This is a genomic window from Agrobacterium sp. Azo12, from assembly GCF_029193765.2.
GTDB lineage: Bacteria > Pseudomonadota > Alphaproteobacteria > Rhizobiales > Rhizobiaceae > Agrobacterium.
Genome location: NZ_JARFYO020000001.1, coordinates 2,312,105 through 2,337,549 on the forward strand (window position 1 = coordinate 2,312,105; position 25,445 = coordinate 2,337,549).

Below are 25,445 nucleotides of genomic sequence, written 5' to 3' on the forward strand. Positions count from 1 at the left end.
CCGTTTTTTATGGCATCAATTCAATTCTTATTCGTGGGTCGCACAGACCGACATGCGAACTGGCCGTATGGCCAGACATTGCCTGAAGTGGAATACAAGACATGAGCGCAGAAACCTCGCAACCCCGGCTGTTAGACTGGGTCATCTTCCTTCTTGCGCCCTTGTGTTTCGCCACCAACATCATTTTCGGCCGCGGCGTGATTGGCGAAGTCGCACCCTTCACCACCGCCTTCATTCGCTGGACCGCATCGGCACTTATCATGGCGCCCTTCGTTTATGCCGATCGCAAGGCCTGCATCGACTTCGTGCGCAACAACAGCATGTTGTGGCTGGTCATCGGTTTTCTCGGCATGGGCATTTGCGGTGGCGTCGTCTACTGGTCGCTGAACTACACATCCGCTGCCAACGGCACGCTGATCTACACGACATCGGCGCTGTTCATCATCATCTTCCAACGTTTTTTCCAGAACCGGCCGATACGCCCGCTGGAAGTTGCCGGCATGATCATCGCCTTTGCCGGCGTGACCGTCATTGTGCTGAAGGGTGATATCAACGCGCTGCTGCACCTCAACTTCAACCTTGGCGATTTCGGCATCCTGACGGCCGCCATTGCCTTTGCGGTCTATTCGCTGCTGTTGCGTAAACCTGCCGTCAACAAGCTGAAGTCCTTCAGCCTGTTTGGCCTGATTGCCGCATCAGGCGCCCTGGTGCTGTTGCCGATTACCGTGGTGGAGTTTGCGCAGGGCGGCAGCCTGCCGGTTACCGCCACCGCCTGGATGAAGATGGCGGGCATCATTCTCATCGCTTCACTGGCGGCATTCCTGTGTTTTACCCACACGGTACGGGTGTTTGGACCCACCACGGCCGGTGTGACGCTCTACATCATGCCACCAATTTCCATCGTCCTGGCCTGGCTTTTTCTTGCCGAAACTTTCGAAACCTATCACGCCATAGGGATCGTTCTTGTCATGAGCGGCGTTATTCTTGCAACAGCGCCAATCGGGCGACGCATGAAAGGGCCAAAAACCATAAACACTTGATATCTGCAGCAAGACGTCCCAAATTATTCTTCGAAAGGATGTTTCAGCCATGAAGCAAAGAAATGCAAAATTCACGATCGGAGAAGTGGTTCGTCACAGGATATTTCCTTTCCGCGGCGTTATCTTTGATGTCGATGCGGAATTTTCCAATACGGAAGAATGGTGGAACTCGATACCGGCAGAAATCCGTCCCGAACGCGACCAGCCCTTTTATCACCTGCTGGCCGAAAACGATGACACGGAATATGTCGCCTATGTTTCGGAACAGAATCTGATCCATGACGATAGTGGAAAGCCTCTGCGCAATCCCAACATCACCAGGATCTTCGATACGGATTCCGGCGGCCACTTGAAACCCAAGCCGATCATGTCGCACTAAATCATCAGAACCGGCCTCCCAGGCCGGTTTTTTTGTGGGCGCGCGGGGGGGGAAGCATAACCCCTCCCAACGCTCCCCACCCCAAAAAAACTGCGCATAAAAAAACCGGCTACGAAGGCCGGTTTTTCTCGCCATCCATACGGATGAAATTATTGTGCAGGTGCAGTCTTTGCAGCTTCCTGAGCAGCTTCGAGCTTCTTGCGAGCCTCTTCAGCCTTCTTCTGCATGCCTTCCTGCAGGGTGCGCTGGCTTTCAGCCAACTGCGACTGCGAGATTGCTTCGCCATCATAAGCACCGGTGAAGCCGTTCAGAGCAATCTTGATCGGGTTTGGTGCGCGGCGGAAGTTGATCGATGTGAAGACCACTTCGTTGCCCTTCTTCAGGCTGGCGATCATCGCATCTGTCAGTGGCACTTCAGCGGTGCACTTGTCTGGAAGGCAAACTGCGTAATCAAGCTGAACGCCCTTGGCGCCGTCGATCTGCATCATAACGCCAGGAGGAATAAGACGTGCGGACGGCACGGAAACCTGCAGGATCTTGCGGTTTACCTTGCCTGTAACGCTGATGAGGCCAACGGCAGTGATCATCTGGCCGTTCTGCGCCAGAACAACGTTCTGAACGACGCAAACGTCGTTGTCTTCCTGCTTGGAGCAAGTCTTGAACCAGCCGAGTGGCGGTGCGCCAGCCGGAGCCGCAGCCTGCTGAGCCTGGGAAACAGCCGGGGCGGAAACGGCGCCAATGGAAAGAACGAGAGCGGACAGTGCTGTCCGGGTGAACTTGTTTGCCTTGTACATCATAAGAGTTCCGTCTCCTGAAATTCGGTCGGGTCAGTTTTGAACCTATGCCCGTCGTTGGCGCGATCCGCTTACCTGTTCAACTGTCTTTCAATTGAGGCAAATGCGTGACCCACCAATTCTGGCACACCTGTTACATGTCGAATGCGTCGATATCCAGCATTTCTTTAAGAATTTTGACGACTGCCTTAAGATTTCCCGACCATTCATGTCTGTAGACCGACGCCTGTGGTAAATTCCGCAGGAATCAGACAACCGACTTCCGCATAGGAGAATGAAATGCGCAGATGCCTGATGGCTGTCATTCCGGCCTTGCTGCTCAGCAGCGCAGCGCTGGCCGAACCTGTCCATGGCATTTCCATGCACGGCACACCTGCCCTTCCGGCAGATTACAAGAGCTTCCCTTACGTGAACCCAAACGTTAAAAAGGGCGGCAAGATTGCCTATGGCGTGGTCGGTACCTTCGATAGCCTCAATCCCTTTGTCTTGAGGGGCATGCGCACCACCGCACGCGGCGTGTGGGACCCTGATTTCGGCAACCTGCTTTATGAACCGTTGATGCAACGGTCCAATGACGAACCCTTTTCGCTTTACGGTCTGTTGGCCGAAAGTGTCGAATGGGACGATGAGCGCACCTACACCCAGTTCAACCTCAATCCAAAGGCGCGCTGGCAGGACGGTAAACCCGTGACACCTGAAGACGTGATATTTACGCTTGAACTGTTGAAAGAGAAGGGCCGCCCGCCTTTCAACAACCGCCTGACCGCGGTGGAGAAAATGGAAAAAGTTGGCGAACACGGCGTTCGTTTTACCTTTAACGACAAGGCCAATCGCGAAACACCGCTGATTCTCGCCTCATCGACCCCTATCCTGCCCAAACACGCCATCGATCCCGAAACCTTTGAAAAGGCAGGCCTTGGCCCGGTTGTCGGCTCTGGTCCCTACAAGATCAAGTCGATGCGCCCGGGTGAAAAGATCATCTGGGAACGCGACCCCAATTATTGGGGTAAGGATGTGCCGTCCAAGGTCGGTTTCGATAATTACGACGAAATCAGCATTACCTATTTCCTGCAGGTCAATTCGATGTTCGAAGCCTTCAAAAAGGGCGATATCGACATGTATCCGGAAGGTGATGCCATTAATGGCAATGCCGATTCGTCGCATTGGGGCAGCGCCTACAACTTCCCCGCCGCCAACCGTGGCGACATATTGAAAGAAGTGTTCGAACCGCGCCTGCCCTCTGGCATGTTCGGTTTCGTGTTCAACACCCGCAAGCCAATCTTTGCCGATGAAAAGGTGCGCGAAGGCCTGTCTTACGTGCTGGATTTTGAATGGCTGAACCGCAACATTCTCGGTGGCGCCTTCAGTCGCACCCAGAGTTACTGGCAAAATTCATCGCTGGGTGCCTATGGCAACCCAGCCAATGAAAAGGAACTGGCCCTGCTGGGCGATGCGGCGAAGCGCCTGTCACCGGAAATACTTGCCGGCACCTATATGATGCCGGTAAGCGATGGCTCGGGCGCCGACCGCAAGGTGCTGCGCAAGGCCGTGGATCTGCTGCAGGAGGCCGGTTACAAGATCACCGGTGGCCGCATGGTCGATGCCAATGGCAGACAACTGGCCTTTGAGGTGATGACCCAGAACCCGGCGCAGGAACGCATTGCACTGGCCTATCAGCGGTCGCTGAAGCTGATTGGCGTCAACATGGCCATTCGCTCTGTCGATGACGGTCAGTATCAGGCCCGGTCAAACAATTTTGATTACGATATGATCATCCGCTCGTTCCCGTCGTCGCTGTCCCCGGGTATCGAGCAATATAACCGCTGGGATTCGACCTCCAGAGATGCGCCGGGCAGCTTCAACTATGCTGGCGCGGCAGACCCCGATATCGACCGCATGATCGAGGCGCTGCTGCAGGCACGCTCCACCGAAGATTTTGAAGCCGCGGTGCGCGGCTATGACCGCCTGCTCGTGTCCGGCCACTACGTCATTCCGCTTTATTACATTGGCGCACAGTGGGTCGCCCACTGGAAGTATCTTGGCAAACCGGATGTGACGCCACTTTTCGGCTATCAAAAACCGGTATGGTGGGACAATAGAGCTCAATAACGGGCGCGCCCAATAATCCCGGCAATCATGCCTCTCAGGACCAGGAGCCATGAGGCAAAACCGGGTGGTTATCTCGAGGTAACCGGTTGAATGGCAGCGTTGAAATGCATAAATGCCTGCATATTTCAAAATTGACGTAAGGAAACACCATGCTGCGGCTTACTATTGATATCGTTTCGGATGTGGTCTGCCCATGGTGCTACCTCGGCAAGGCACGGCTGGATCTGGCCATTGCAGAAGTGCAGGACAAGATCGGTTTCGACATCAACTGGCGCCCTTACCGCCTGAATCCGGATTACCCGCCAGAAGGTGTGGACCAGAAGGCAGAGCTTGAAAAGAAGCTGGGCGGCAAGGAAAAGGTTGAAAAGGCCCATGGCATCCTGACCGATCTCGGGAAGGAAGTCGGCATTGCCTTCGACTTCGACGCCATCAAGATCGGCCCCAACACGCTGGACGCACACCGCCTCGCACTTTGGGCTCATTCCGAGAACCGCGAATTGCAGGACAAGGTCATTTCCCTGCTGTTCAAGGCCAACTTTGAAGAGGGTCGCAATGTCGGTGATCACGCTGTTCTTCTCGACATTGCCGAGCAGGCTGGCATGGACCGCAAGGTGGTTGAAAAGCTGCTGGCATCCGACGCCGACAAGGACACAATTGTCGCTGAAATTGATGCGGCGCAGCAAATGGGCGTCAATGGAGTGCCATTTTTCATTGTAGATCATCAGTACGCTATAAGCGGTGCACAAACTGCGGATGTTTTGGTCAATGCTTTTAAAGAGATTGCAAAACTCAAAGAGCAGGCTCATAGGGAATTGAACTGACCGTCAGACCCCCCGCTGTCGGCACTCCCCGCACTTAAAAACTCGAGTTTGATCCTGTGTTCGACAGCACACTGAAAGGCATTCTTATTGCCTTTGCGTCCTTCGCCGCATTCGCTTGGAGCGATGCCAGCGTAAAATTGATCGAGGGGCAAATCTCCCCGATCGAATCGGCATTTTTTGGTGCCGTGTTCGGTACGGTTGCCCTTCCATTCCTGCGCAAAAGAAAAGATCAGTGGCGCGATGTGCTGCGCACCACCAACCGGCCGCTGTGGCTGCTTCGTTTCGTGTCGTCGGGCATGGGTGCCATTGGCAGTGTAACCGCCTTTACCCACCTCTCAATGGCAGAAGCCTTTGCGCTGATCTTCCTGTTACCGTCCTTCGTCACCATCATGTCGGTGGTGTTTCTGAAAGAACAGGTCGGCATCAAGCGCTGGTCAGCCGTCATCATCGGTTTTGTCGGTGTGCTTATCATTCTGCGCCCCGGTTTCCGTGAACTGTCGATCGGCCATCTCGGCGCGATCATCGGCGGCTTGAGCGGCGCGCTCTCCATCGTCATCTTCCGCGCCATGGGCCCGTCGGAAAAGAACATTTCGCTTTATGGCGCCGGTGTTCTCGGCACGCTGTTCCTCTGTGGTCTGGCCATGATCCCGGATTTCCAGCCACCCAATGCCGAACAATGGCTGTGGCTCGCCGGATATGGCCTGTTTGCGGCACTTGCCAACGTGCTGTTGATGTATGCCGCGCAATATGCGCCAGCCACGGTGATTGGCCCAACCCAATATAGCCAGATGTTATGGGCCATTCTGTTCGGTTATCTGATCTTTGGTGATCACGTCGACCAATGGATGCTGTGTGGCATCGTGCTGATCATCGGTTCCGGCATGTTGACGCTGATCCGTGAAAAGCAGCGCCACACGCCGCTGCCAAGCTCGGTTGCCGCCGATCAGAACGTCGCATTGGCGATCACACCGGAAAACCAAGACACAGATACCAAAGCCTGAAAGCTCGCTTTGAACACAGCGCCCCGAAACCCATGACGGTTTCGGGGTTCAAATCCCACCGTTGACATTGGCCCTATGATGGTCTGGCCATCAGACGCCGTGACGTTTAAACCAAGGTGCATCAATACCCTCTGTTGAGGGTCAGCGCATAACTCACCTCGGCATGTCATGATACCCGTCGCACTTCCTTCCGTAGAATTTCTGGCATTTCTCGGCCTGTTTTTCCTTGCCACCATCGTCTGGCTGGTCTGGACCATATGGCTGTTGTTTTTCCGCAAAACCAACAAGCCTTGGCCCATGCTTGCCATGCTGATCTATGGCACGACCACATTCATGGCGATTTACACCATCTACCATGTCGTTACTGTCTCGCTGGAACTGCGCGCACTGGACAGGGAGCGGGAAACAAATTTCCAGCCGACGCTTGATAAGCCGCAGCGCATTGGCCAGATCGACATGCCCGAAGGCACCAAACTGCGCCTGGCGGCGGCCCAGAAACTAGAATCATTCGGCCGCGCCACCTTCCCGCATCCGGTCGAGATTGCCGGTATCAATGCGCTGGCTGTCGATCGTTACATCACCATAAAATATGACGACAGCTACAATGTCACCGGTTTTGCGCCGGATAATATGCGGGTCGTCGGCGAAGGCACGAGCGAACAGCAGGGCTGGACCTGCATGGCAACAACGCCAGTGGAATTTGACGTGAATGAAGATGGCAGCGTCAAAGCCTTCAAGCGCTGCGTGCTCGCGGCAGGCAATGTGGCAGATGGCATAAGCCTGCCATCGGGCACTGAAGTCTGGACCTCAACCGGCAATGTCTACACCGATGGTTTTACCGATACCGACCGCTGGGTTCTGGACATACCACGTGACAAGACCGTGCTGGTCGACGGGCTGGAGATTTCAAGCCCGCGCATCATGTTGGACGAACACAAAAAACTCTATGAAGTCAGCAGCGGCAGCTTGGCCAAAGACACAAGTTTTGGTGCAGATACTTATCCTGCCGGCACCCTCATCCGCTTTAATCCGCGCCATATCCGCGACGGTTACCCAAATGCCTGGCTGCTGACGCCGAAGGAAGGCGTCGAGGATGACGCCATTCTGCTGCCGCCTGATGGCACAGTGCTGGACCGGGCAGGCAAGGTGCTGGCCACCCTGCCCCGATAGTTTCTCAGCCCTTTGCCAGTTCCGCCAACTGCGTCATGACCATGGCAGCACCGGCCAGACGTTTTTCCGGCGTCGGCAGGTCGCGGGTCAGGAACACGCTGTGATCCGGCCTGATCTTGGCCAGTGAGCCCTGCTTGGCGATGTAACCGACCAGACCGGCCGGGTTGGGGAATTCGCGGTTGCGGAACTGCACGACAACGCCCTTCGGGCCAGCATCCAGCTTTTCGACATTGGCGGTGCGGCACAGCGACTTGATGTAAACCACCTTGAGCAGGTGCTGTACTTCCTTTGGCAACGGGCCAAAACGGTCGATCATCTCCGCACCGAAACCATCGATTTCCGAAAGCTCGGTCAGTTCGCCAAGGCGACGGTAAAGACCCATGCGCAGATGCAGATCCGGCACGTAATTTTCCGGGATCATCACCGATGTGCCAAGCGAGATCTGCGGCGACCAGCCGCTTTCCTGCACATCGTCATCGCCCTTCACTTCGGCAACCGCCTCTTCCAGCATCTGCTGGTAAAGCTCAAAGCCGACTTCCTTGATATGTCCGGACTGTTCTTCGCCCAGCAGATTGCCGGCACCACGAATATCAAGGTCATGGCTGGCCAGCTGGAAACCGGCACCCAGCGTGTCCAGTGACTGCAGCACCTTCAACCGGCGCTCGGCCATGGTTGTCAGCACCTTGTTGACCGGCAGGGTAAACAGCGCAAAGGCCCGAACCTTGGAACGACCGACACGACCCCGCAGCTGGTAAAGCTGCGCCAGACCAAACATGTCGGCACGGTGCACGATCAGCGTGTTGGCCGTCGGCACATCAAGCCCGGATTCTACGATGGTGGTAGACAACAGCACGTCATATTTGCCGTCATAGAAGGCATTCATGATGTCTTCCAGCTCACCGGCCGCCATCTGGCCGTGGGCGACGGCAACACGCAGCTCCGGCACATCCGATTGCAGGAAGGCATGAATGTCCGCAAGGTCGGCCAGACGCGGGCAGACATAGAAACTCTGGCCGCCACGGTAATGTTCACGCATCAGCGTTTCGCGAATGACCAGCGCGTCAAACGGCGAAATGAAGGTGCGCACCGCCATGCGGTCAACCGGCGGCGTGGTGATCAGCGACAATTCGCGAACCCCGGTCATCGCCAGCTGCAGGGTACGCGGAATAGGCGTGGCAGACAAAGTCAGAACGTGAATATCGCCTTTCAGCTCCTTCAAACGTTCCTTGTGTTTGACGCCGAAATGCTGCTCTTCATCGATAATCAGCAGGCCAAGATTGGCAAAGCTGATGCCCTGACCGAGCAGCGCATGGGTACCGACAACGATATCCGTCTTGCCCTCGGCCACTTCCTTTTTGGTCAGCGCCAGTTCCTTGGTGCCAACAAGACGCGAGGCCTGTTGCACGCGGATCGGCAGGCCACGGAAACGCTCCGAAAAGGTGCGGAAGTGCTGGCGGGCCAACAGCGTGGTTGGCACGACAACCGCTACCTGCACGCCATTCATGGCGGCGAGGAAGGCAGCACGCAGCGCAACTTCTGTCTTGCCAAAGCCCACGTCACCGCAAATCAGGCGGTCCATCGGCCGGCCAAGACCAAGATCGTCGCGGATGGAATCGATGGCGTTCAGCTGGTCTTCGGTTTCATCATAGGGGAAACGCGCCGCAAACTCGTCGTAAAGACCATCCGGCGCCACCAGCACCGGTGCCTTGCGCACCATGCGTTCGGCCGCCACGCGAATAAGATCGCCGGCCATATCCAGCAGGCGTTTCTTGAGCTTGGCCTTGCGCATCTGCCAGGCGCCACCGCCCAGCTTGTCGAGTTGCGCTTCGGCAGCATCCGAGCCGTAACGCGACAGAAGATCGATGTTTTCGACCGGCAGGAACAGCTTGGCATCATCGGCATAATGCAGTTCCAGGCAGTCACGTGGCGCACCCGCAGCCTCAATGGTGCGAAGCCCGACGAACTTGCCGATACCATGTTCAGCATGCACGACCAGCGAACCGACATCGAGACCGGCCACTTCCGAAATGAAGTCGGCGGCCCGCTTGCGACGCTTGGAGCGGCGTACCATACGGTCGCCGAGAATATCCTGTTCGCCAATGACAGCGAGATTGCCGGTTTCAAAGCCGGCTTCAAGGCTCAGCACCGCAGACGCCGCCTCGCCCTTGCCGAGCTTGTCTACCTCTTTCAGCGCCTGTATCGGCTTGATCTTTTCAAGGCCGTGTTCGTTCAACACCTGCAACAGGCGGTCGAGAGAACCTTCCGACCAGCCGGTAATCAGCACCTTCCAGCCCTTGGCGCGCTTGTCTGCAATGTGCTTGACGGCAAGATCAAACACATTGACCCGCTCTTCATCGGTATTTTCGGTGACGGGCCGTGCCCACCGTGGCCCGGTATGGGCATCCAGCGTCGCAACCGGCCGACCGGCAACATCATGTTCATTGAACGGTGTCAGGCGAATGGCGCTGACGGACTCCAGCGTCGCCTCGAAGCCCTTTCCGTCAAGGTAGAGCTGGCCCGGGGATACCGGCTTGTACGGTGCGCCCTGTGTTGCGCCCTTGGTCTCGCCGGAGGTGCGGCGCGCTTCAAAATAATCCAGCACCAACTTGGAGCGTTCGGCCGCCGCCTCGCGTGCCGTATGGTCGGTGACGATGCGGAAGCCTGCGAGATAATCGAAGGCCGTTTCCAGCTTTTCGTAAAACAGCGGCAGCCAGTGTTCCATGCCGGCATAACGGCGGCCTTCGGATACGGCCTGATAGAGCGCATCGTCGCGGGTCGCGGCACCAAACAGCGACAGGTAATTCTTGCGGAAACGGGCAATCGTATCCGGTGTCAGCGTCACTTCGCTCATCGGGTTGAGATCCAGCGAACGCGCCTGTCCGATGGTGCGCTGGCTGGCCGGATCGAAGGTGCGGATACTTTCCAGCGTATCGCCAAAAAAGTCCAGGCGCACAGGTTCTTCCGTGCCGGGAACGAACACGTCGAGAATGCCACCACGCACGGCAAATTCGCCGACTTCACGCACCGTCGCTACACGGTCAAAACCGTTGCGCTCCAGCCGTGCAGCAATGTCATCCATCCGGATCTGGTTGCCGGGCTTGGCCGAAAACGCCAGACTTTCAATGATGTCGCGCGGTGCCATCTTCTGCAGCATGGCATTGACGGTGACGAGCACGATGGCCGGATGCGGTTTCTTGCCGTGGCTGATCAGGCCGGACAGTGCCGCCAGCCGCCTTGCCGAAGTGTCGGCACTGGGTGACACGCGGTCATAGGGCAAGCAATCCCAGGCAGGCAGTGTTAGCACCGGAATGTCAGGTGCCACGAAACCCAGCATTTGCTCAAGATCGGCCATGCGCTGGCCATCCGACATTACATAGGCGATGGATTGCCCGGTGCGCGCCATCTCAGCAAGCAAGATCGCTTCCATGCCTGACGGTACATTGCCGATGGTCAGGGATGTATCGAAGGAAAGAACTGTCTTGGCGTCAAAACCGGGGATCATGGGCGTGTACTTCACAAACTTGACGCATGCCGCAGAAAAACAGAACGGTTTTTGCGAAACGACATGCGTAAAAACAAACAGTTAAAGCGTGACGCATGAAGCCGTTTCATGCGGCGAGCCCTGATCAGTTGGTAACCGGCCTGATCAGTTGGTGACCGGATCGAAGTCTGGCCGGTAGGAGGCAATGCGTTCAAACAGCGGTGTCTGGAAACGTTCTGGCACAGGCAGAGCGCCCGTCACCATCTTTACGAGATCATTGTCTTCCTCGTCCATAATGACTTCCAGCTCGTCCAGTTCCACATCCGTAAGATCGGCAATGTTTTCCTCGGCAAACTGGCCCAGCACCAGATCCATTTCGCGGATACCACGATGCCAGCAACGGTAGAGGATCCGTCTGCGACGCTCATCGAGGTCCACGCTGCTTCTCACCAGTCCTGTCATCGTATTTTCCTTCCTGTACGGGTGCACGATACGCGATCCGGTCATGCCATCTGCCGCTTCATTCCACCCCTGTTGTCGGTTGTTATCACAGACAACAGGAACAGCCGAACATTGCGTGAAAACAACCGGATGCAAACTGCCAGCGTGCCCTTCAATTCATGCCTTATATATTTCGATCTCCTATAGAACAGGACAGGAACGTTTGGGAACCTGTTTTGTGCATTTATTTGCGTCACATCCGCAAACTGGTGGTGAAAAAACGCTGTTTATCTGCTGGCAGCTCTTGCATTGAACGACACCTTCCCCGATTTTGCCGCCATGCGCCCAACACTGCTTGATCCGTTATTTGCCTCCATCTCGACACTGCCGGGCGTCGGTCCGAAACTTGCCGACCTATTGGCAAGGTTGCTGGGCCGCGAAAATGCCGATGACTGCCGCGTTATCGACCTGCTGTTTCACGCCCCGTCAGGCGTTATCGACCGCAGAAACCAGCCCGGCATTGCGCTGGCACCAACCGGCTCCATTGTCACCATCAAGGGACGTGTAGACCGCCACCAGCCACCACCACCCGGCAATCGCTCGGTTCCCTACCGCGTGTTCATTCACGATGATACCGGTGAGCTGGCGTTGACCTTTTTCCATGCCAAGGGTGACTGGCTGATGAAGGCGCTGCCGATTGACGAGGAAGTTCTGATCAGCGGCAAGGTCGACTGGTTTAACGGCCGCGCCTCCATGGTGCATCCCGATTTCATGGTCAAAGCCTCGGAGGCAGAAAACCTGCCGCTGATCGAGCCGGTTTATCCGCTGACCGCAGGTCTTTCCGCCAAGGTGCTGCGCAAGGCCATTGATAATGCCGTCACCAGACTGCCGGATCTGCCGGAATGGATTGATGAAACCCTGATGGTACGGCAGGGTTTTCACGACGCCAGAGAAAGTTTTCGCCTGCTGCATGACCCGCGCGATGGGCTGGATATCGATCCGCAGTCGATCAGCCGGCGCAGACTTGCCTATGACGAGTTTCTGGCCGGGCAGCTTTCGCTGACCCTGGTGCGCCAAAGGCTGCGCAAGGTTGCGGGCAATCCTGTCGTCGTGAAGGGGAACATGGCCGCCAGCATCCTGCACTCCCTGCCATTTTCCATGACCAACAGCCAGCGGGCTGCGGTCGACGACATACTGAAAGACATGGCCGGTGACACCAGAATGCTGCGCCTGTTGCAGGGTGACGTCGGTGCCGGCAAAACCCTTGTGGCCCTGATGGCCATGGCAACGGTGGTCGAGGCCGGCGGACAGGCCGTGCTGATGGCCCCGACAGAAATTCTGGCCCGCCAGCACCACGCCACGATTTCGCGATTTGCTGCCGCGGCCAATATCACGGTTGAGGTTCTGACCGGCCGCACCAAGGGCAAGGAACGCCAGGCGATCGAGGAACGCATTGCCTCTGGCGAGGCGCAGATCATCATCGGCACCCACGCGCTGTTTCAGGACAGCGTCAACTACAAGAACCTGCTTTTAGCCGTGGTGGACGAGCAGCATCGTTTTGGCGTGCACCAGCGCCTGCGGCTGACCGCCAAGGGCATCACGCCGCATATGCTGGTCATGACTGCCACACCCATTCCCCGCACGCTGGTGCTGGCCGCCTTTGGCGACATGGATGTGTCAAAGCTCACGGAAAAACCGGCCGGCCGCAAACCCATCCAGACCGTGACCATCCCGACCGAACGTTTGGGCGACATTATAGACCGACTGCGTAGCGCTATAGCAGAGGGCAAAAAGGCCTACTGGATCTGCCCGCTGGTCGAAGAGTCCGAAGAAGTCGACCTGATGTCGGCCGAGGAGCGCCACGGCGTTCTCTCAAAGGCCATCAATGCACCGATCGGCCTCATTCACGGCCGCTTGAGCGGACCGGAAAAAGACGCCGCCATGCTGGCCTTCAAGAATGGTGAAACACGGCTGCTGGTCGCCACCACTGTGGTGGAAGTGGGTGTTGACGTGCCCGACGCCACCATCATGGTCATTGAACATGCCGAACGCTTCGGCCTTGCCCAGCTTCACCAGCTTCGCGGCCGTGTCGGACGTGGTGATGAAGCCTCCACCTGTATTCTACTTTACAAGGGGCCGCTGGGCGAAACCGGAAAGGCGCGACTTTCCATCCTGCGCGACAGCGAAGACGGCTTCCTGATCGCCGAGGAGGATTTGAAACTGCGCGGTGAAGGCGAGGTTCTCGGCACCCGCCAGTCAGGGACGCCGGGTTTCAAGATCGCCAGCCTCGAAGCCCATTCCGACCTACTGGAAATCGCCCGCAAGGACGCCGCCTATATGATTGACCGCGACCCGGAGCTTACCAGCCCGCGTGGCCAGAACTTGCGCGTTCTTCTTTATCTCCACCGCCGGGATGAGGCCATTCGCTTCCTGCATGCAGGGTAATGTCAGGAAAACACCATGACCACAGATATCAGACCGCCGTCGGCCTATACCAAGGGCTACGCACTTTGTTCGCCGGATAACATACTGCAACCGGACAGCTTCCGCCACACGGAGGCCAAGGCGATTGCCGCCAGGTTTCGCAAGAAAAAGAAGCGCAAGAAACAATGGAAAGAGGCGCAGGATGAAGGCTGGACGGTAAAATTCGTCTATATGCGCATGTTCGTGCCAGTGTTCTATTCCTCCAACAGCGAGCGCGCCGAACAGGACAATGACAACACCTATGACGAGGATGACTATTCCTGAGTGGGTGGTAGGTTCGGTTCCGGCAAGGGGCACCAATATGCTATTGCTAGCTTCGGCCCCCCCCTCATTCCCGTGCTTGTCACGGGAATCTAGTCATCCCCAGTCCCAGGGGATGAAAAGACCCTTTCCGCCGCGCAGACGCGCGTCGACTGGATTTCTGTGACGAGCACAGAAATGAGGGCCGCTCGTTGAAACTGTTCGCGCCAAATAATTCACGCTACAAGCCAATGACCGACGCCGCGTTAATGCAGCGTCCACGAAACGAGAGTGCACCGTGACCGACGCTCGCCAGTTCAACATCCGCGATGAGGAAGGCCGCACGATATGTCCCGCATGCGGTTTTCCAAACTATGCATACCGCGATGCATACACCGAAAGAGGCGGATTGATTGGAGTAACAATCTGCCCGGCTTGCTTCTGGGAACCGGGTTTTGATGACCATCAGCTCGCTAGTGCCGCCGCCAAGGACACGATCATGGAATCGCTGCATGCGTACCGGACTGAATGGAGCAAGACACTTGAATGGCGGGGATACGAGGAGCGAAAACCTGACAACTGGGACGCCAAGAAGCACCTAGATCATCTTTTCGAGCTGGCACCACATCTCCGTTGATTGCCGCACAGGCGCACAAACCCCTCACCTGAAAAATCTATGACTTAGCGTTGCTAAGACCATGATTTTTCTTCCTCTCCCACAGGGGGAGAGGTAAGGGCGCCAGGCGGCGCGCCACCCGCCCATCTCTCCCCTTGTGGGAGAGAAGGCGATTTCAACATCTTAGGGCGCAGCCATAAGTGTTAGAAATTGCAAGTGAGGGGTCAGATCAGCGCGTGGTTTCCGTAGTCAAGCGCAGCCACCATCACCCCGGCAGCTTGAAGTCAGGTGCCACCAGACCGCCTGATATCAGCAACTTGGCGCCGTCTTCAGGGGTCATGTCCAACATGATGATCTTGTCCTTGGGCACGAACAGCAGGAAACCCGCTGTCGGTACCGGGGTTGGCGGCAGAAACACAGCCACCATTTCTTGCCCCATCTCGTTAAAACGATAGGCAAGTTCACCTTTGGCGTCGGACGACACGAATACCAGCGCCCAGGTGCCGGATGATGGAAACTCGATCATGCCGACCTTCTTGAACGAGCTGGAATGCTCCTTCAGCACGGATTCGAAAATCTGTTTCAGGCTCTTATAGACCGGGCGAACCAGCGGCATGCGATTGACGAGAGATTCGCTGAAACCGACAACCCATTTGCCAATTAGGTTGTTGCCGAGAAAGCCAATGATGGTAATGCCAACCATCGCAATCAGCAGGCCAAAGCCCGGAATGGCAATGTCGAAATATTGCTCCGGGTCGTAACGTGCGGGAATGTAGGGTTTGACCCAGCTATCTGCCCACTGTAGGAAAGACCAAACAATCCAGATGGTTATCGCAACAGGCGCAAGTATGATGACGCCCGTCAGAAAATTGTTCCTGATACGTGAGGCAAGCGAAATTCTGAGGGGGTTATCGGCCATTACTCATTCATTTTGTGGCGGCAATCTGCGCCTGCAACTATGTGCCCGCATCGCCGTAAAAACCCGGGTGATAATGCACAATGCCGGATGGCTTGTTGCCATGCAAGCTGACGAACATGAAATATTCGTTAGGTATGCCGTCGGTGTTCAGCGCTTCTGAATTTACAAAACCGAAGCGGCCGTAAAACTCCGGATCGCCAGCGACAACACAGCCTGCGGCCTGCATGCGCTCCAGCATATCCAGCCCCGCCTTTACCAGACGGCTGCCAATGCCCTGCCCCTGCCGTTCCGGCGCAACTGACAGTGGACCAAGCCCGTACCAACTGCCTTCACCATCTTCCACGCTGACATGCGAAAAGGCAATGTGTCCCACAATGCCTTCGCTGTCTTCCGCCACAAGAGAAATGGTCAGGGCGTCTGCCGCCCTTAACCGATCGATAATCAGATGCTCGGTCTGATCGCTCTGTTCCATGTCCCGAAACGCCGCTTGCGTTACTGCGGAGATTGCCTCAGCATCGGCAGGCTTTTCGGGACGGATGATCATTCCACGGTGACCGATTTTGCCAGGTTACGCGGCTGGTCCACATCCGTGCCCATGAACACAGCAGTGTGGTAGGCGAGCAGCTGGATTGGCAGAGAGAACACCATCGGCGTGGTGATTTCATCGACATTCGGCAGAATGATCGTTGCCATGGTCGGCAGCTTGGAGGCTGCGGCACCCTTTTCATCGGTGATGAAAATGATCTTGCCGCCGCGGGCTGCCACTTCCTGCATGTTGGACACGGTCTTTTCAAAGAACCGGTCATACGGTGCAATGACGATGACAGGCATATTCTCGTCGATCAGCGCAATCGGACCATGTTTCAGCTCGCCAGCGGCATAACCTTCGGCGTGAATGTAGGAAATTTCCTTCAGCTTCAACGCACCTTCGAGCGCCAGCGGGAAGCTGGTTCCACGGCCGAGATAAAGCACGTCCTTGAAGCGTGACAGGTCACGCGACAGCGCTTCGATCTGTGGTTGGATGCTGTTGAGAATGGAACTCATCACACGCGGCATCTCGATGAGATGTTTGACGATTTCCTTTTCCTGCTCCGGCGTAATGGTGCCGCGTGCCTTGCCTGCCGCAACGGCAAGCGAAGCCAGCACCGCCAGCTGGCAGGTAAACGCCTTGGTCGAGGCAACACCGATTTCCGGACCGGCCAGGATCGGGAAGATGGCGTCGGATTCACGCGCAATCGTCGATTCCTTGACATTGACCACGGCGCCAATCTTCAAACCGGCATCCTTGCAATAGCGCAGCGAGGCCAGCGTATCAGCCGTTTCACCGGACTGCGAAATGAACAGCGCCGCCTGTGTCGGTAACAGCGGCATTTCGCGGTAACGGAACTCGGAGGCCACGTCGATTTCGACCGGCAGCCGCGCATAACGCTCAAACCAGTATTTGCCAACCAGACCGGACAGATAGGCCGTGCCGCATGCGGAAATGGCCAGACCGGACACCTTGGAGAAATCAATCGCCGGGTCAATCGGCTTGATGGCGCCGGCGGCAAAGTCCACATAGTGGCTCAGTGCATGCGAAATCACTTCCGGCTGTTCGTAGATTTCCTTTTCCATGAAGTGGCGGTGGTTGCCCTTGTCGACCACGTATGCGGTTGCCTGCGAAATCTGGCGGGCGCGAGTGACAGGTTTGCCGGTAAAATCGGTAATCTCGGCGCCAGCATGGGTCACAACCGCACAGTCACCGTCAACCAGATAGCTGATTTCATTGGTAAACGGCGACAGCGCAATGGCGTCGGAACCGAGGAACATTTCACCCTTGCCGTAACCAACCGCAAGCGGCGGTCCGAAACGGGCGGCCAGCAGCGTGTCGGGATCATCCTGGAACATCACCACCAGTGCGTAAGCGCCGGTCACGCGGTTCAGCATGGCCAGCATCGCTTCGCGGTGGCCCAGGCCTTCGCGGGTAAACTTGGCCAGCAGCTGTGCCACAACTTCCGTATCGGTCTGGGTGGTAAACACGGCACCTTCGGCGGAAAGTTCGTCACGCAGTTCGGAGAAGTTTTCGATAATGCCGTTGTGAACAACCGCGACGCCATCAATGAAATGCGGGTGGGCATTGGTTTCGTTCGGCACGCCGTGGGTTGCCCAGCGGGTATGGGCAATGCCTGTCTTGCCTGGCAGAGGCTCGTCGGCCAGTCTTTTTTCAAGGTTGAACAGTTTGCCCTCGGCGCGGCGACGGGCCATCACGCCATTATCAATGGTTGCGACACCGGCAGAATCATAACCACGATATTCGAGGCGTTTCAGCGCATCGACAAGACGCTCCGATACCGGCTGTGTTCCGACAATTCCGACAATTCCGCACATGCAATTCTCCATACGGCACTTCTATGGCCGCCAGTCCTAATCATTTCGCGGAAATCCGCAATTCCGTCGCCGGTCACTTTCGGTTTCGGCCGGTAACGAAGGTCAGGCCTTCTTACTCTTTTCAGCCTTAAGTGCCTTTGCCCGCTCACGAATTACCGTTGCACGACCTTCCTTTATCTCCTGGCGCGCACGGCCCAACGCCAGCGCATCGGCAGGCACATCTGCGGTGATCACGCTGCCGGAAGCCACATAGGCACCATCGCCAACGCTGACCGGTGCGACCAGCGAGGAGTTAGAGCCGATAAAGGCACCCTCACCGATTCTGGTGATGTGTTTGTTGATGCCGTCATAGTTGCAGGTGATCGTACCGGCACCAATATTGCTGCCAGCGCCGACAAAGGCGTCGCCAATGTAAGTCAGATGGTTGACCTTGGCGCCAGCGCCGATCTCGGCCTTCTTGACCTCACAGAAATTGCCGACCTTGGCATCCGCGGCCAGATTGGCACCGGGGCGCAGCCGCGCATATGGGCCAACTGTGGCACCGGCGCTGACATAGGCACCTTCCAGATGCGAAAAGGCGTGAATAACCGCGCCGCTTTCAATGGTCACGCCAGGTCCAATCACCACATTCGGCTCAATCAGCGCGTCCTGGCCAATCGCAGTGTCCCAGGACAGGAATACGGTTTCCGGCGCAATCATCGACACGCCCGAAATCATCAGCTCATTGCGGCGACGCTCCTGCCACAGACGCTCGACATAGGCCAGCTCCGCGCGGTTGTTGCAGCCGGTCAGTTCAGTTTCCGGCGCATCGATGGCAACGGTCTTACCGCCCAGCGAGCGGGCAATTTCCACGATGTCGGTCAGGTAATATTCGCCCTTGGCATTATTGTTGCCGATGCGGTTCAAAAGGTCCAGTGCCTTGGCACCCTTGATCGCCATCAGGCCGCTGTTGCACCAGGTAACCTTGCGCTCCTCGTCCGTGGCATCCTTTTCCTCACGGATAGCCACCAGCTCACCATTTTCCACCAGCAGACGACCATAACCGGTCGGGTTGGCAGTGTGGAAACCGATGACCACAACATCAACATCCTGCGCCAGTTCTGCCCGGGCCGCATTCAGCGTCTCAGACGTCAACAGAGGTACATCGCCGTAAGCAATCAGAACGTCATCATATCCACGCTCGATTGCCGCCTTTGCTGCCAGCACGGCGTTGCCGGTGCCAAGGCGCTCTTTCTGGAGGTAGGATTCAACCTCGACATCCGGCCGTTCGGCAGCCCTGCTGACGTTTTCGGCATCGCGGCCAACCACGAGTGCTGCGGTACTGACGCCAGCACCTGCAATCGCCTGCATGACATGGGCAATCATGGGCCGGCCAGCAACGGGATGCAGAACCTTAGAGATGGAGGATTTCATGCGCGTGCTTTCGCCCGCAGCCAGAATAACAGAAAGACAACTACGTTCCATAAAACCTCCATGCTGCAGCGACGGGCACGCCGTCCGGCAGGCATTTATCCAAGTACCATTCAATTCGCGTATTTATACGTTTGCGTGATGAGTTACAGCGCACACCTTAAGAAATCCACGTTTGGCTTCTAAAAATGGCAGCAAAACGTGGATAATCCGCAAATATCAGGCGGTCGTGCGGGAATTCACAAAAGACATGATCTGGTTGCGACCATTCTCGATCAGCGTTTCCATCTGCTTGCGGGCACTCGCCGCATCATGGGCGCGCAGCGCCTCCACCAACTGCAAATGGGTGCGGGAAACATCGGCAATCTCATTGCTGTCGGTTTCCGGATTGCTCATGCGGAAAATCCCGATCAGCGACGCCTTGATCAGCGTGCCGACCGTGCGCATGAACGGATTGCCGGATACCTCGGCCAGCAGGATATGAAACTCCATATCGGCAATGGCGCGTTTTTCCTTGGAATAGGAAGGATCACCCATCGTGGTTGCCAGCATTTCCAGCCTGACAAGATCGGCGTCAGACGCATGTGTTGCGGCAAGTGATGCCGCGAAGGGCTCGAATGCCAGCCGCATGTCGTAAAGGTGCAGCAAAAATTCAGTGTTGATGCCGCTCTCGAAGTGCCAGTGTAGCACATCGCCGTCGAACATGTTCCACTTGTCGCGCGAAGTCACACGCGTGCCAATTCTTGCCTTCGGCGCCACCATGCCCTTGGCGGTCAAGGTTTTCATCGCCTCGCGCAGAATGGTGCGGGATACCTTGAACCGGCCAACAAGCTCAGCATCTCCGGGCAAAATCTCACCGGCTGAAAATTCGCCGGAAACAATGCCCTGCCCCAGCTTGTGAACGACCTGCGCATGGCTGGTGCGCGGACGCGCCACCTTCATGACATTCTCGAGATTTTCTCGAACCAAAGACCAGACCCCATTATTATTATTGGACGTTTCGATTGCCGGATCGCCCGTGTAAGACACTTAATCTGTAACGATTCAGCTGGTTATCAAACCAAAGTCGTGTCGTAACACTGGTAATCAGCAACGCCAAGAAAACGCCATTTCAACAAATAAGATGCAAAACTAACAAAAATCACCAGCCGGTTGCAATCGGCAACTTGGCCGCACCGGCAGTCCAAAATTCAAACGACGGCTCTTTCCGCCAAAAAGCCGCGCGGGGTAATCACGCGCGGCTTTTCGTAGTCATGACTGCGGCAGATTATTGCGGCAGCTTGTCGTCAACGCCAGCAACGTAGAAGTTCAGGCCGAGAAGTACGCCGTCTTCAGCCTTTTCGCCGTCCTTCAACCACTCGGAACCGTCCTGCTTCTTGATCGGGCCGGTGAACGGATGCAGTTCGCCGGACTTGATCTTGGCTTCGGTTTCTTCCGCCATTTTCTTCACGTCGTCAGGCATGTTTGTGTAAGGCGCCATGGTCAGGATGCCGTCTTTCAGGCCGTCCCAAACCGATTCCGACTTCCACTTGCCGTCCAGCAGGTCCTGCGTGCGCTTGATGTAATAAGCGCCCCAGGTATCGACAATCGCGGTCAACTGGGTCTCAGGACCAGCCTTGATCATGTCGGAAGCCTGGCCGAATGCCTTGATGCCACGCTCGGTCGCAACCTGCATCGGAGCAGTCGTGTCGGTGTGCTGTGTCAGAATATCAACGCCCTGGTCGATAAGGGCCTTGGCAGCGTCGGCTTCCTTGCCTGGGTCGAACCAGGTGTTGGCCCAAACAACCTTAACCTTGAATTCTGGGTTTACGGACTGTGCGCCAAGAACGAAGGCGTCAATGCCCATCACAACTTCCGGGATTGGGAAGGACGCGATGTAACCTGCAACACCCTTCTGCGACATCTTCGCAGCGATCTGGCCCTGAATGTAACGGCCTTCGTAGAAGCGCGAGTTGTAGGTCGCCAGGTTTTCAGCTGTCTTGAAGCCGGTCGCGTGTTCGAACTTCACCTTCGGGAACTTTTCGGCAACCTTGACGGTGGCGTCCATGAAGCCGAACGAGGTGGTGAAGATCATTTCGCAGCCAGAACGGGCCATACGCTCGATTGCGCGCTCGGCATCTGGACCTTCCGGAACGCTTTCAAGGAAAGGCGTTTCGATCTTGTCGCCGAAATGCTTCTGCAGTTCGAGACGACCAATGTCGTGCGCCTGTGTCCAGCCGCCATCGGTGCGGGAACCGACGTAGACGAAGCAGATCTTCTTTGGATCTTCGGCGCGAGCGGCCGAAGACAGGCCGCCGAGAACGGCTGCCGTTGCGGTGAGTGCGAGAATGAACTTCTTCATTTTTACCCCTGCTGTGGTTTGATTGCAGTTATTCCAAAACGCATTGTCTCTTCATCCAAGACATTGTTTTTCATCCAAGACAAGGCGTTTTAAGCTTCGAATGCTGTTACCGGTCCGGCACGAATGGCTTGCCAAGCGATGCCGGAGTATTGATGAGCGTGGTGCGGCGATTATAGGAAATAAGAACCAGCACGATGATTGTTGCCGCATAAGGCATGGCCGAAAGCAGCTGTGACGGAATACCAAGACCAAAGGCCTGCGCATGCAGCTGGCCAATGGTGACGGCACCAAACAGATAGCCACCGGCCAGCACCCGCCATGGCCGCCATGAGGCAAACACCACCAGCGCCAGTGCAATCCAGCCGCGACCGGCCGACATGTTTTCCACCCATTGCGGTGTGTAGACCAGCGACAGCTGCGCGCCTGCCAGACCCGCGCAGGCACCACCAAACATGATGGCCAGATAGCGGGTGGCAATCACATTGATACCAAGCGCATGCGCCGAGGCGTGGCTGTCGCCAATCGCCCGCAGCTTGAGGCCCGTGCGGCTTTTGAACAGGAACCAGCTGATACCGACCACCAGCGCAATCGACATGTAGAAGATCAGGTCCTGGCGAAACAGCAGAGGCCCGATGAATGGAATGTCCGAGAGGAGCGGAAAGACGATCGGCTGCAATTTGACGCCCGGCAGGCCGACGAAACTTTCACCTAGCATGCCGGAAAGGCCAAGGCCGAGAATGGTCAATGCCAGACCCGTTGCCACTTGGTTGGTAACTAGCGTCAGCGTCAGGAAACCGAACAACAGCGAAAACACCGTGCCGCCGGCAATACCGGCGATAATGCCGAGATAGGGAGAGCCAGACATGTGGGCGGCAGCAAAGGCGCAGACCGCACCCATGATCATCATGCCTTCCACGCCAAGGTTCAGCACACCCGAACGTTCCGCGACCAGTTCACCCAAGGATGCAATCACCAGCGGTGTTGCCGCAGTAATGACAGTAAGAAGTATAGCCTGCGCCATATCCATTAGACGGCCCCCTCACTGGATACACCCCGGTTAAATCTGATGCGGATCCTGTAGAGAATGAGTGTGTCGCAGGACAGCACGAAAAACAGCATCAGCCCCTGGAACACGCGGGTCACCTTGTCCGAAACACCGATAGAAAGCTGGGCCGCTTCACCACCGAGATAGGTCAGCGCCAGAACCAGACCCGAAGCAATGATGCCAAGCGGGTTGAGGCGTCCAAGGAAGGCAACGATGATAGCGGTAAAACCGTAACCGGGCGAAATGGCCGGCTGCAAATGACCAATCGATCCGGACACTTCCGAAATACCGGCAAGACCCGCCAGTGCGCCAGACAGAAGCAGCGAAAACCACACTGTGCCGGACGTCGAGAAACCTGCAAAGCGGCCTGCCCGTGCCGACTGGCCAAGCACGCCAATCTGGAAGCCTTTCAGCATGTAGCGCATCATGAACCACAGCGCGACGGCGGCCACAATTGCGAAAACGAAACCCCAATGCGCACGGCCGGATGACAGCAGTTCCGGTAGAACGGCGTCACTCGAAAACGGCTGTGTTTGCGGGAAGTTATAACCCTTCGGATCGCGCCAGATACCGCGCACCAGCCAGTCCAGAAACAGCTGGGCAATATAGACCAGCATCAGGCTGGTCAGGATTTCATTGGTGTTGAAGCGGGTCTTCAGCAGGGCGGGAATGGAGGCGTAAAGCGCGCCACCGATAAAGCCCATGATCATCATCAGCGGCAGCACCAGCGGCGAGTGCCATTCAGGATAGAGCACCGGTATGATGGAGCCGGCAATCGCGCCGATGGTGAACTGACCTTCCGCACCGATATTCCAGTTATTGGAGCGATAACAGATCGATAGTCCAACGGCGATCAGGATCAGCGGTCCGGCCTTGATAACCAGTTCATGCAGCGACCACACTTCAAGCAGCGGCTCTACGAAAAAACTGTAGAGCGCATTGAACGGGTCCTTGCCCAGCATCGCAAACATGATGGCGCCGAAAACCAGTGTCAGCACCAGCGCCAGCAAGGGCGAAAAAATCGCGAAAAATGCGGAAACGCCGCTGCGCCTTTCAAGCTCAATGCGCATGGGCGACAGCCTCCGGTTTGCTTTCGTGCAGACCACCCATCAGCAATCCGATCTTCTCACGCGTCATGTCTTCCCGTGCATAGGCATCCGACAGGCGGCCATCGGAGATAACCGCAATGTTGGTTGCGACTTCAAAGATTTCGTCGAGATCCTGGCTGATGACAACAAGCGCAGAACCGCTTTTGGCGAGATCGACCAGCGCCTGACGAATACGGCTGGCCGCACCGGCATCCACACCCCAGGTCGGCTGGTTCACCACCAGCAGCGATGGCTGACGGTCCAGTTCACGTCCCACGATGAATTTCTGCAAGTTGCCGCCAGACAGCGAACCGGCTGCCGGGTCTTCCGCACTTTTGCGCACATCCATGGTGTCACAGATACGCTTGGTTGCCTGTTTGATGGCCGAATAACGGATGACGTTGAACAGGCCACCACCGAGGAAACTCTTGGCGTCCGAACGATGGCGGGCCAGCAGCAGGTTTTCAGACAGGCTGAGTGCAGTGACCGCCGCATGGCCGTGGCGTTCTTCCGGCACGAAACCAGCCCCCAAAAGGCGCCGCCCATTGATGCCAGTGCGGCCAACCGCCTTGCCCCTGATAAGGATCGCTTCGTCATTTGCAACGGGATATTCACCCGAGAGCGCATCGAACAACTCGCCCTGCCCGTTGCCAGCAATACCGGCAATGGCCAAAATCTCGCCGGAGCGGACCTTCATGGTGACGGATTTGAGCGACACTGCAAAGGGAGTGCGGGCCGGTACCGAAAGCGCCGTGACTTCCAGCTGGTTGTCGCCCAGCGTGCAATAGGCGTCACGCTCAATGCCCGCCACGTCATTGCCCACCATCATGCGGGCAAGCGAGGCAGGCGTTTCCTGCCTTGGGTCACAGCTGCCGGTGACCTTGCCGTGCCGCAGCACCGTGGCGCGATCACAGATGCGCTGCACTTCTTCCAGACGGTGGCTGATGTAAAGAACGGAACGGCCTTCGGCCTTCAGTTTCGCAAGCGTTTCAAACAGCCGGTCGGCTTCCTGCGGGGTCAGAACCGAGGTTGGCTCGTCGAGAATGATCAGTTCTGGGTTTTGCAGCAATGCGCGGACAATTTCGATGCGCTGACGCTCACCCACCGAAAGGTCGGCAACATGGGCATTGGGGTCGAGCGGCAGGCCGTAGGCGTTGGAAAGCTCTTCCGCCTTGCGGGCAATTTCCTTGATCGAGATGCCAGGATCGAGAGACAGCGCAATGTTTTCCGCAACAGTCAACGCTTCAAACAGCGAAAAATGCTGGAATACCATGCCGATGCCGGTCTTGCGCGCCACGCCGGGCGAGCTGATGCGAACCGGTTTTCCGTGCCAGAGAATGTCGCCGCTTGTCGGTTCCAGCACCCCGAACAGCATTTTGACGAGCGTGGATTTTCCAGCGCCATTTTCACCCAGAAGGGCGTGAATTTCGCCGCGCTGAACAGTCAGGTCAATTTCGTTGCATGCTGCGAAATTGCCGAAATATTTGGAAAGCTGAGAAACAGCTAAGAGTGGCGCATTCTGCTGCGCGGTCGATTGCGTCACCATTCCCCTCTTTCGTCTGCCTTCTACGAGGCTTTGACAAAACAAACTCTATGCTTTTCTACGACGTTTCAGCACTTACTCAATATGTTTTTTGACTTATTGATAAAGACTTTGCTGCCATGCACAACAGAATTTCATTATTAAGCCTAATGTGCA

Annotated in this window: 21 protein-coding genes; 9 read left to right on the forward strand and 12 right to left on the reverse strand. The window is 56.6% G+C overall.

Annotated features, from left to right (window positions below; all coding sequences use genetic code 11):
- Positions 1-101: 101 nt before the first annotated feature.
- Both PYL13_RS11030 and hspQ read left to right on the forward strand, forming a co-directional pair.
- Positions 102-1,040, forward strand: coding sequence for a DMT family transporter (locus PYL13_RS11030; RefSeq protein WP_192490978.1), 939 nt, complete (start codon positions 102-104; stop codon positions 1,038-1,040).
- Positions 1,041-1,089: 49 nt separating this feature from the next.
- Positions 1,090-1,419 carry a heat shock protein HspQ gene (gene hspQ, locus PYL13_RS11035; RefSeq protein ID WP_192490977.1) on the forward strand — a complete coding sequence of 110 codons (330 nt, stop codon included), beginning with the start codon at positions 1,090-1,092 and terminating at the stop codon, positions 1,417-1,419.
- Between the two features lie 149 nt (positions 1,420-1,568).
- Here hspQ and PYL13_RS11040 read toward each other — a convergent pair whose 3' ends face one another.
- Entirely contained in the window at positions 1,569-2,216 is a 648-nt protein-coding gene (locus tag PYL13_RS11040) for an invasion associated locus B family protein (protein WP_192490976.1), read from the reverse strand.
- Between the two features lie 276 nt (positions 2,217-2,492).
- Here PYL13_RS11040 and PYL13_RS11045 point away from each other — a divergent pair, with 276 nt between their 5' ends.
- The 4 genes from PYL13_RS11045 (at position 2,493) to PYL13_RS11060 (ending at position 7,314) form a co-directional block, all read left to right on the forward strand.
- A complete protein-coding gene (locus PYL13_RS11045) occupies positions 2,493-4,322 on the forward strand; it encodes an extracellular solute-binding protein (RefSeq protein WP_275641415.1) in 1,830 nt (609 codons plus the stop codon).
- 149 nt (positions 4,323-4,471) lie between these two features.
- The gene (locus PYL13_RS11050; RefSeq protein WP_250985501.1) at positions 4,472-5,143 is read left to right on the forward strand and encodes a DsbA family oxidoreductase; all 672 of its coding nucleotides are present in this window, start codon (positions 4,472-4,474) and stop codon (positions 5,141-5,143) included.
- A gap of 56 nt (positions 5,144-5,199) precedes the next feature.
- The gene (locus tag PYL13_RS11055; RefSeq protein WP_275641416.1) at positions 5,200-6,144 is read left to right on the forward strand and encodes a DMT family transporter; all 945 of its coding nucleotides are present in this window, start codon (positions 5,200-5,202) and stop codon (positions 6,142-6,144) included.
- A 168-nt stretch (positions 6,145-6,312) separates the two neighbouring features.
- Positions 6,313-7,314 carry a hypothetical protein gene (locus PYL13_RS11060; protein ID WP_275641417.1) on the forward strand — a complete coding sequence of 334 codons (1,002 nt, stop codon included), beginning with the start codon at positions 6,313-6,315 and terminating at the stop codon, positions 7,312-7,314.
- A 4-nt stretch (positions 7,315-7,318) separates the two neighbouring features.
- On the opposite strand, the gene mfd is transcribed toward PYL13_RS11060, so the two are convergent.
- Entirely contained in the window at positions 7,319-10,816 is a 3,498-nt protein-coding gene (gene mfd / locus PYL13_RS11065) for a transcription-repair coupling factor (protein WP_275641418.1), read from the reverse strand.
- Positions 10,817-10,960: 144 nt separating this feature from the next.
- Positions 10,961-11,257 (reverse strand): succinate dehydrogenase assembly factor 2, encoded by a 297-nt coding sequence (locus PYL13_RS11070; RefSeq protein ID WP_192490970.1) that lies wholly within the window; start codon positions 11,255-11,257, stop codon positions 10,961-10,963.
- Positions 11,258-11,575: 318 nt separating this feature from the next.
- On the opposite strand from PYL13_RS11070, the gene recG reads away from it, so the two are divergent.
- The 3 genes from recG (at position 11,576) to PYL13_RS11085 (ending at position 14,597) form a co-directional block, all read left to right on the forward strand.
- Entirely contained in the window at positions 11,576-13,681 is a 2,106-nt protein-coding gene (recG, locus tag PYL13_RS11075; protein ID WP_275642024.1) for an ATP-dependent DNA helicase RecG, read from the forward strand.
- Between the two features lie 15 nt (positions 13,682-13,696).
- On the forward strand, positions 13,697-13,984 hold the full coding sequence (locus PYL13_RS11080) for a hypothetical protein (protein WP_275641419.1): 288 nt from the start codon (positions 13,697-13,699) through the stop codon (positions 13,982-13,984).
- A gap of 274 nt (positions 13,985-14,258) precedes the next feature.
- Positions 14,259-14,597, forward strand: coding sequence for a hypothetical protein (locus PYL13_RS11085; RefSeq protein WP_275641420.1), 339 nt, complete (start codon positions 14,259-14,261; stop codon positions 14,595-14,597).
- Between the two features lie 244 nt (positions 14,598-14,841).
- On the opposite strand, the gene PYL13_RS11090 is transcribed toward PYL13_RS11085, so the two are convergent.
- The 9 genes from PYL13_RS11090 to PYL13_RS11130 all read right to left on the reverse strand — a co-directional run bounded on the left by PYL13_RS11090 (position 14,842) and on the right by PYL13_RS11130 (position 25,292).
- Positions 14,842-15,495: a DUF502 domain-containing protein gene (locus PYL13_RS11090; RefSeq protein WP_250985899.1), complete on the reverse strand. Its 654-nt coding sequence runs from the start codon at positions 15,493-15,495 to the stop codon at positions 14,842-14,844.
- Between the two features lie 37 nt (positions 15,496-15,532).
- Positions 15,533-16,039: a GNAT family N-acetyltransferase gene (locus PYL13_RS11095; RefSeq protein ID WP_275641421.1), complete on the reverse strand. Its 507-nt coding sequence runs from the start codon at positions 16,037-16,039 to the stop codon at positions 15,533-15,535.
- Positions 16,036-17,862: a glutamine--fructose-6-phosphate transaminase (isomerizing) gene (gene glmS, locus PYL13_RS11100; RefSeq protein WP_275641422.1), complete on the reverse strand. Its 1,827-nt coding sequence runs from the start codon at positions 17,860-17,862 to the stop codon at positions 16,036-16,038. The genes PYL13_RS11095 and glmS overlap by 4 nt, the downstream gene beginning before the upstream one ends.
- Before the next feature lie 102 nt (positions 17,863-17,964).
- Positions 17,965-19,326 (reverse strand): bifunctional UDP-N-acetylglucosamine diphosphorylase/glucosamine-1-phosphate N-acetyltransferase GlmU, encoded by a 1,362-nt coding sequence (gene glmU, locus PYL13_RS11105; RefSeq protein ID WP_250985897.1) that lies wholly within the window; start codon positions 19,324-19,326, stop codon positions 17,965-17,967.
- A gap of 165 nt (positions 19,327-19,491) precedes the next feature.
- Positions 19,492-20,214, reverse strand: coding sequence for a FadR/GntR family transcriptional regulator (locus PYL13_RS11110; RefSeq protein ID WP_275641423.1), 723 nt, complete (start codon positions 20,212-20,214; stop codon positions 19,492-19,494).
- Between the two features lie 325 nt (positions 20,215-20,539).
- Entirely contained in the window at positions 20,540-21,613 is a 1,074-nt protein-coding gene (locus PYL13_RS11115; protein ID WP_192490962.1) for a BMP family ABC transporter substrate-binding protein, read from the reverse strand.
- 106 nt (positions 21,614-21,719) lie between these two features.
- Positions 21,720-22,640, reverse strand: coding sequence for an ABC transporter permease (locus PYL13_RS11120; protein WP_192490961.1), 921 nt, complete (start codon positions 22,638-22,640; stop codon positions 21,720-21,722).
- Positions 22,640-23,728, reverse strand: coding sequence for an ABC transporter permease (locus PYL13_RS11125; protein WP_275641424.1), 1,089 nt, complete (start codon positions 23,726-23,728; stop codon positions 22,640-22,642). Before PYL13_RS11125 ends, PYL13_RS11120 begins: the two co-directional genes overlap by 1 nt.
- Entirely contained in the window at positions 23,718-25,292 is a 1,575-nt protein-coding gene (locus tag PYL13_RS11130) for an ABC transporter ATP-binding protein (protein WP_275641425.1), read from the reverse strand. Before PYL13_RS11130 ends, PYL13_RS11125 begins: the two co-directional genes overlap by 11 nt.
- Between the last annotated feature and the right edge of the window lie 153 nt (positions 25,293-25,445).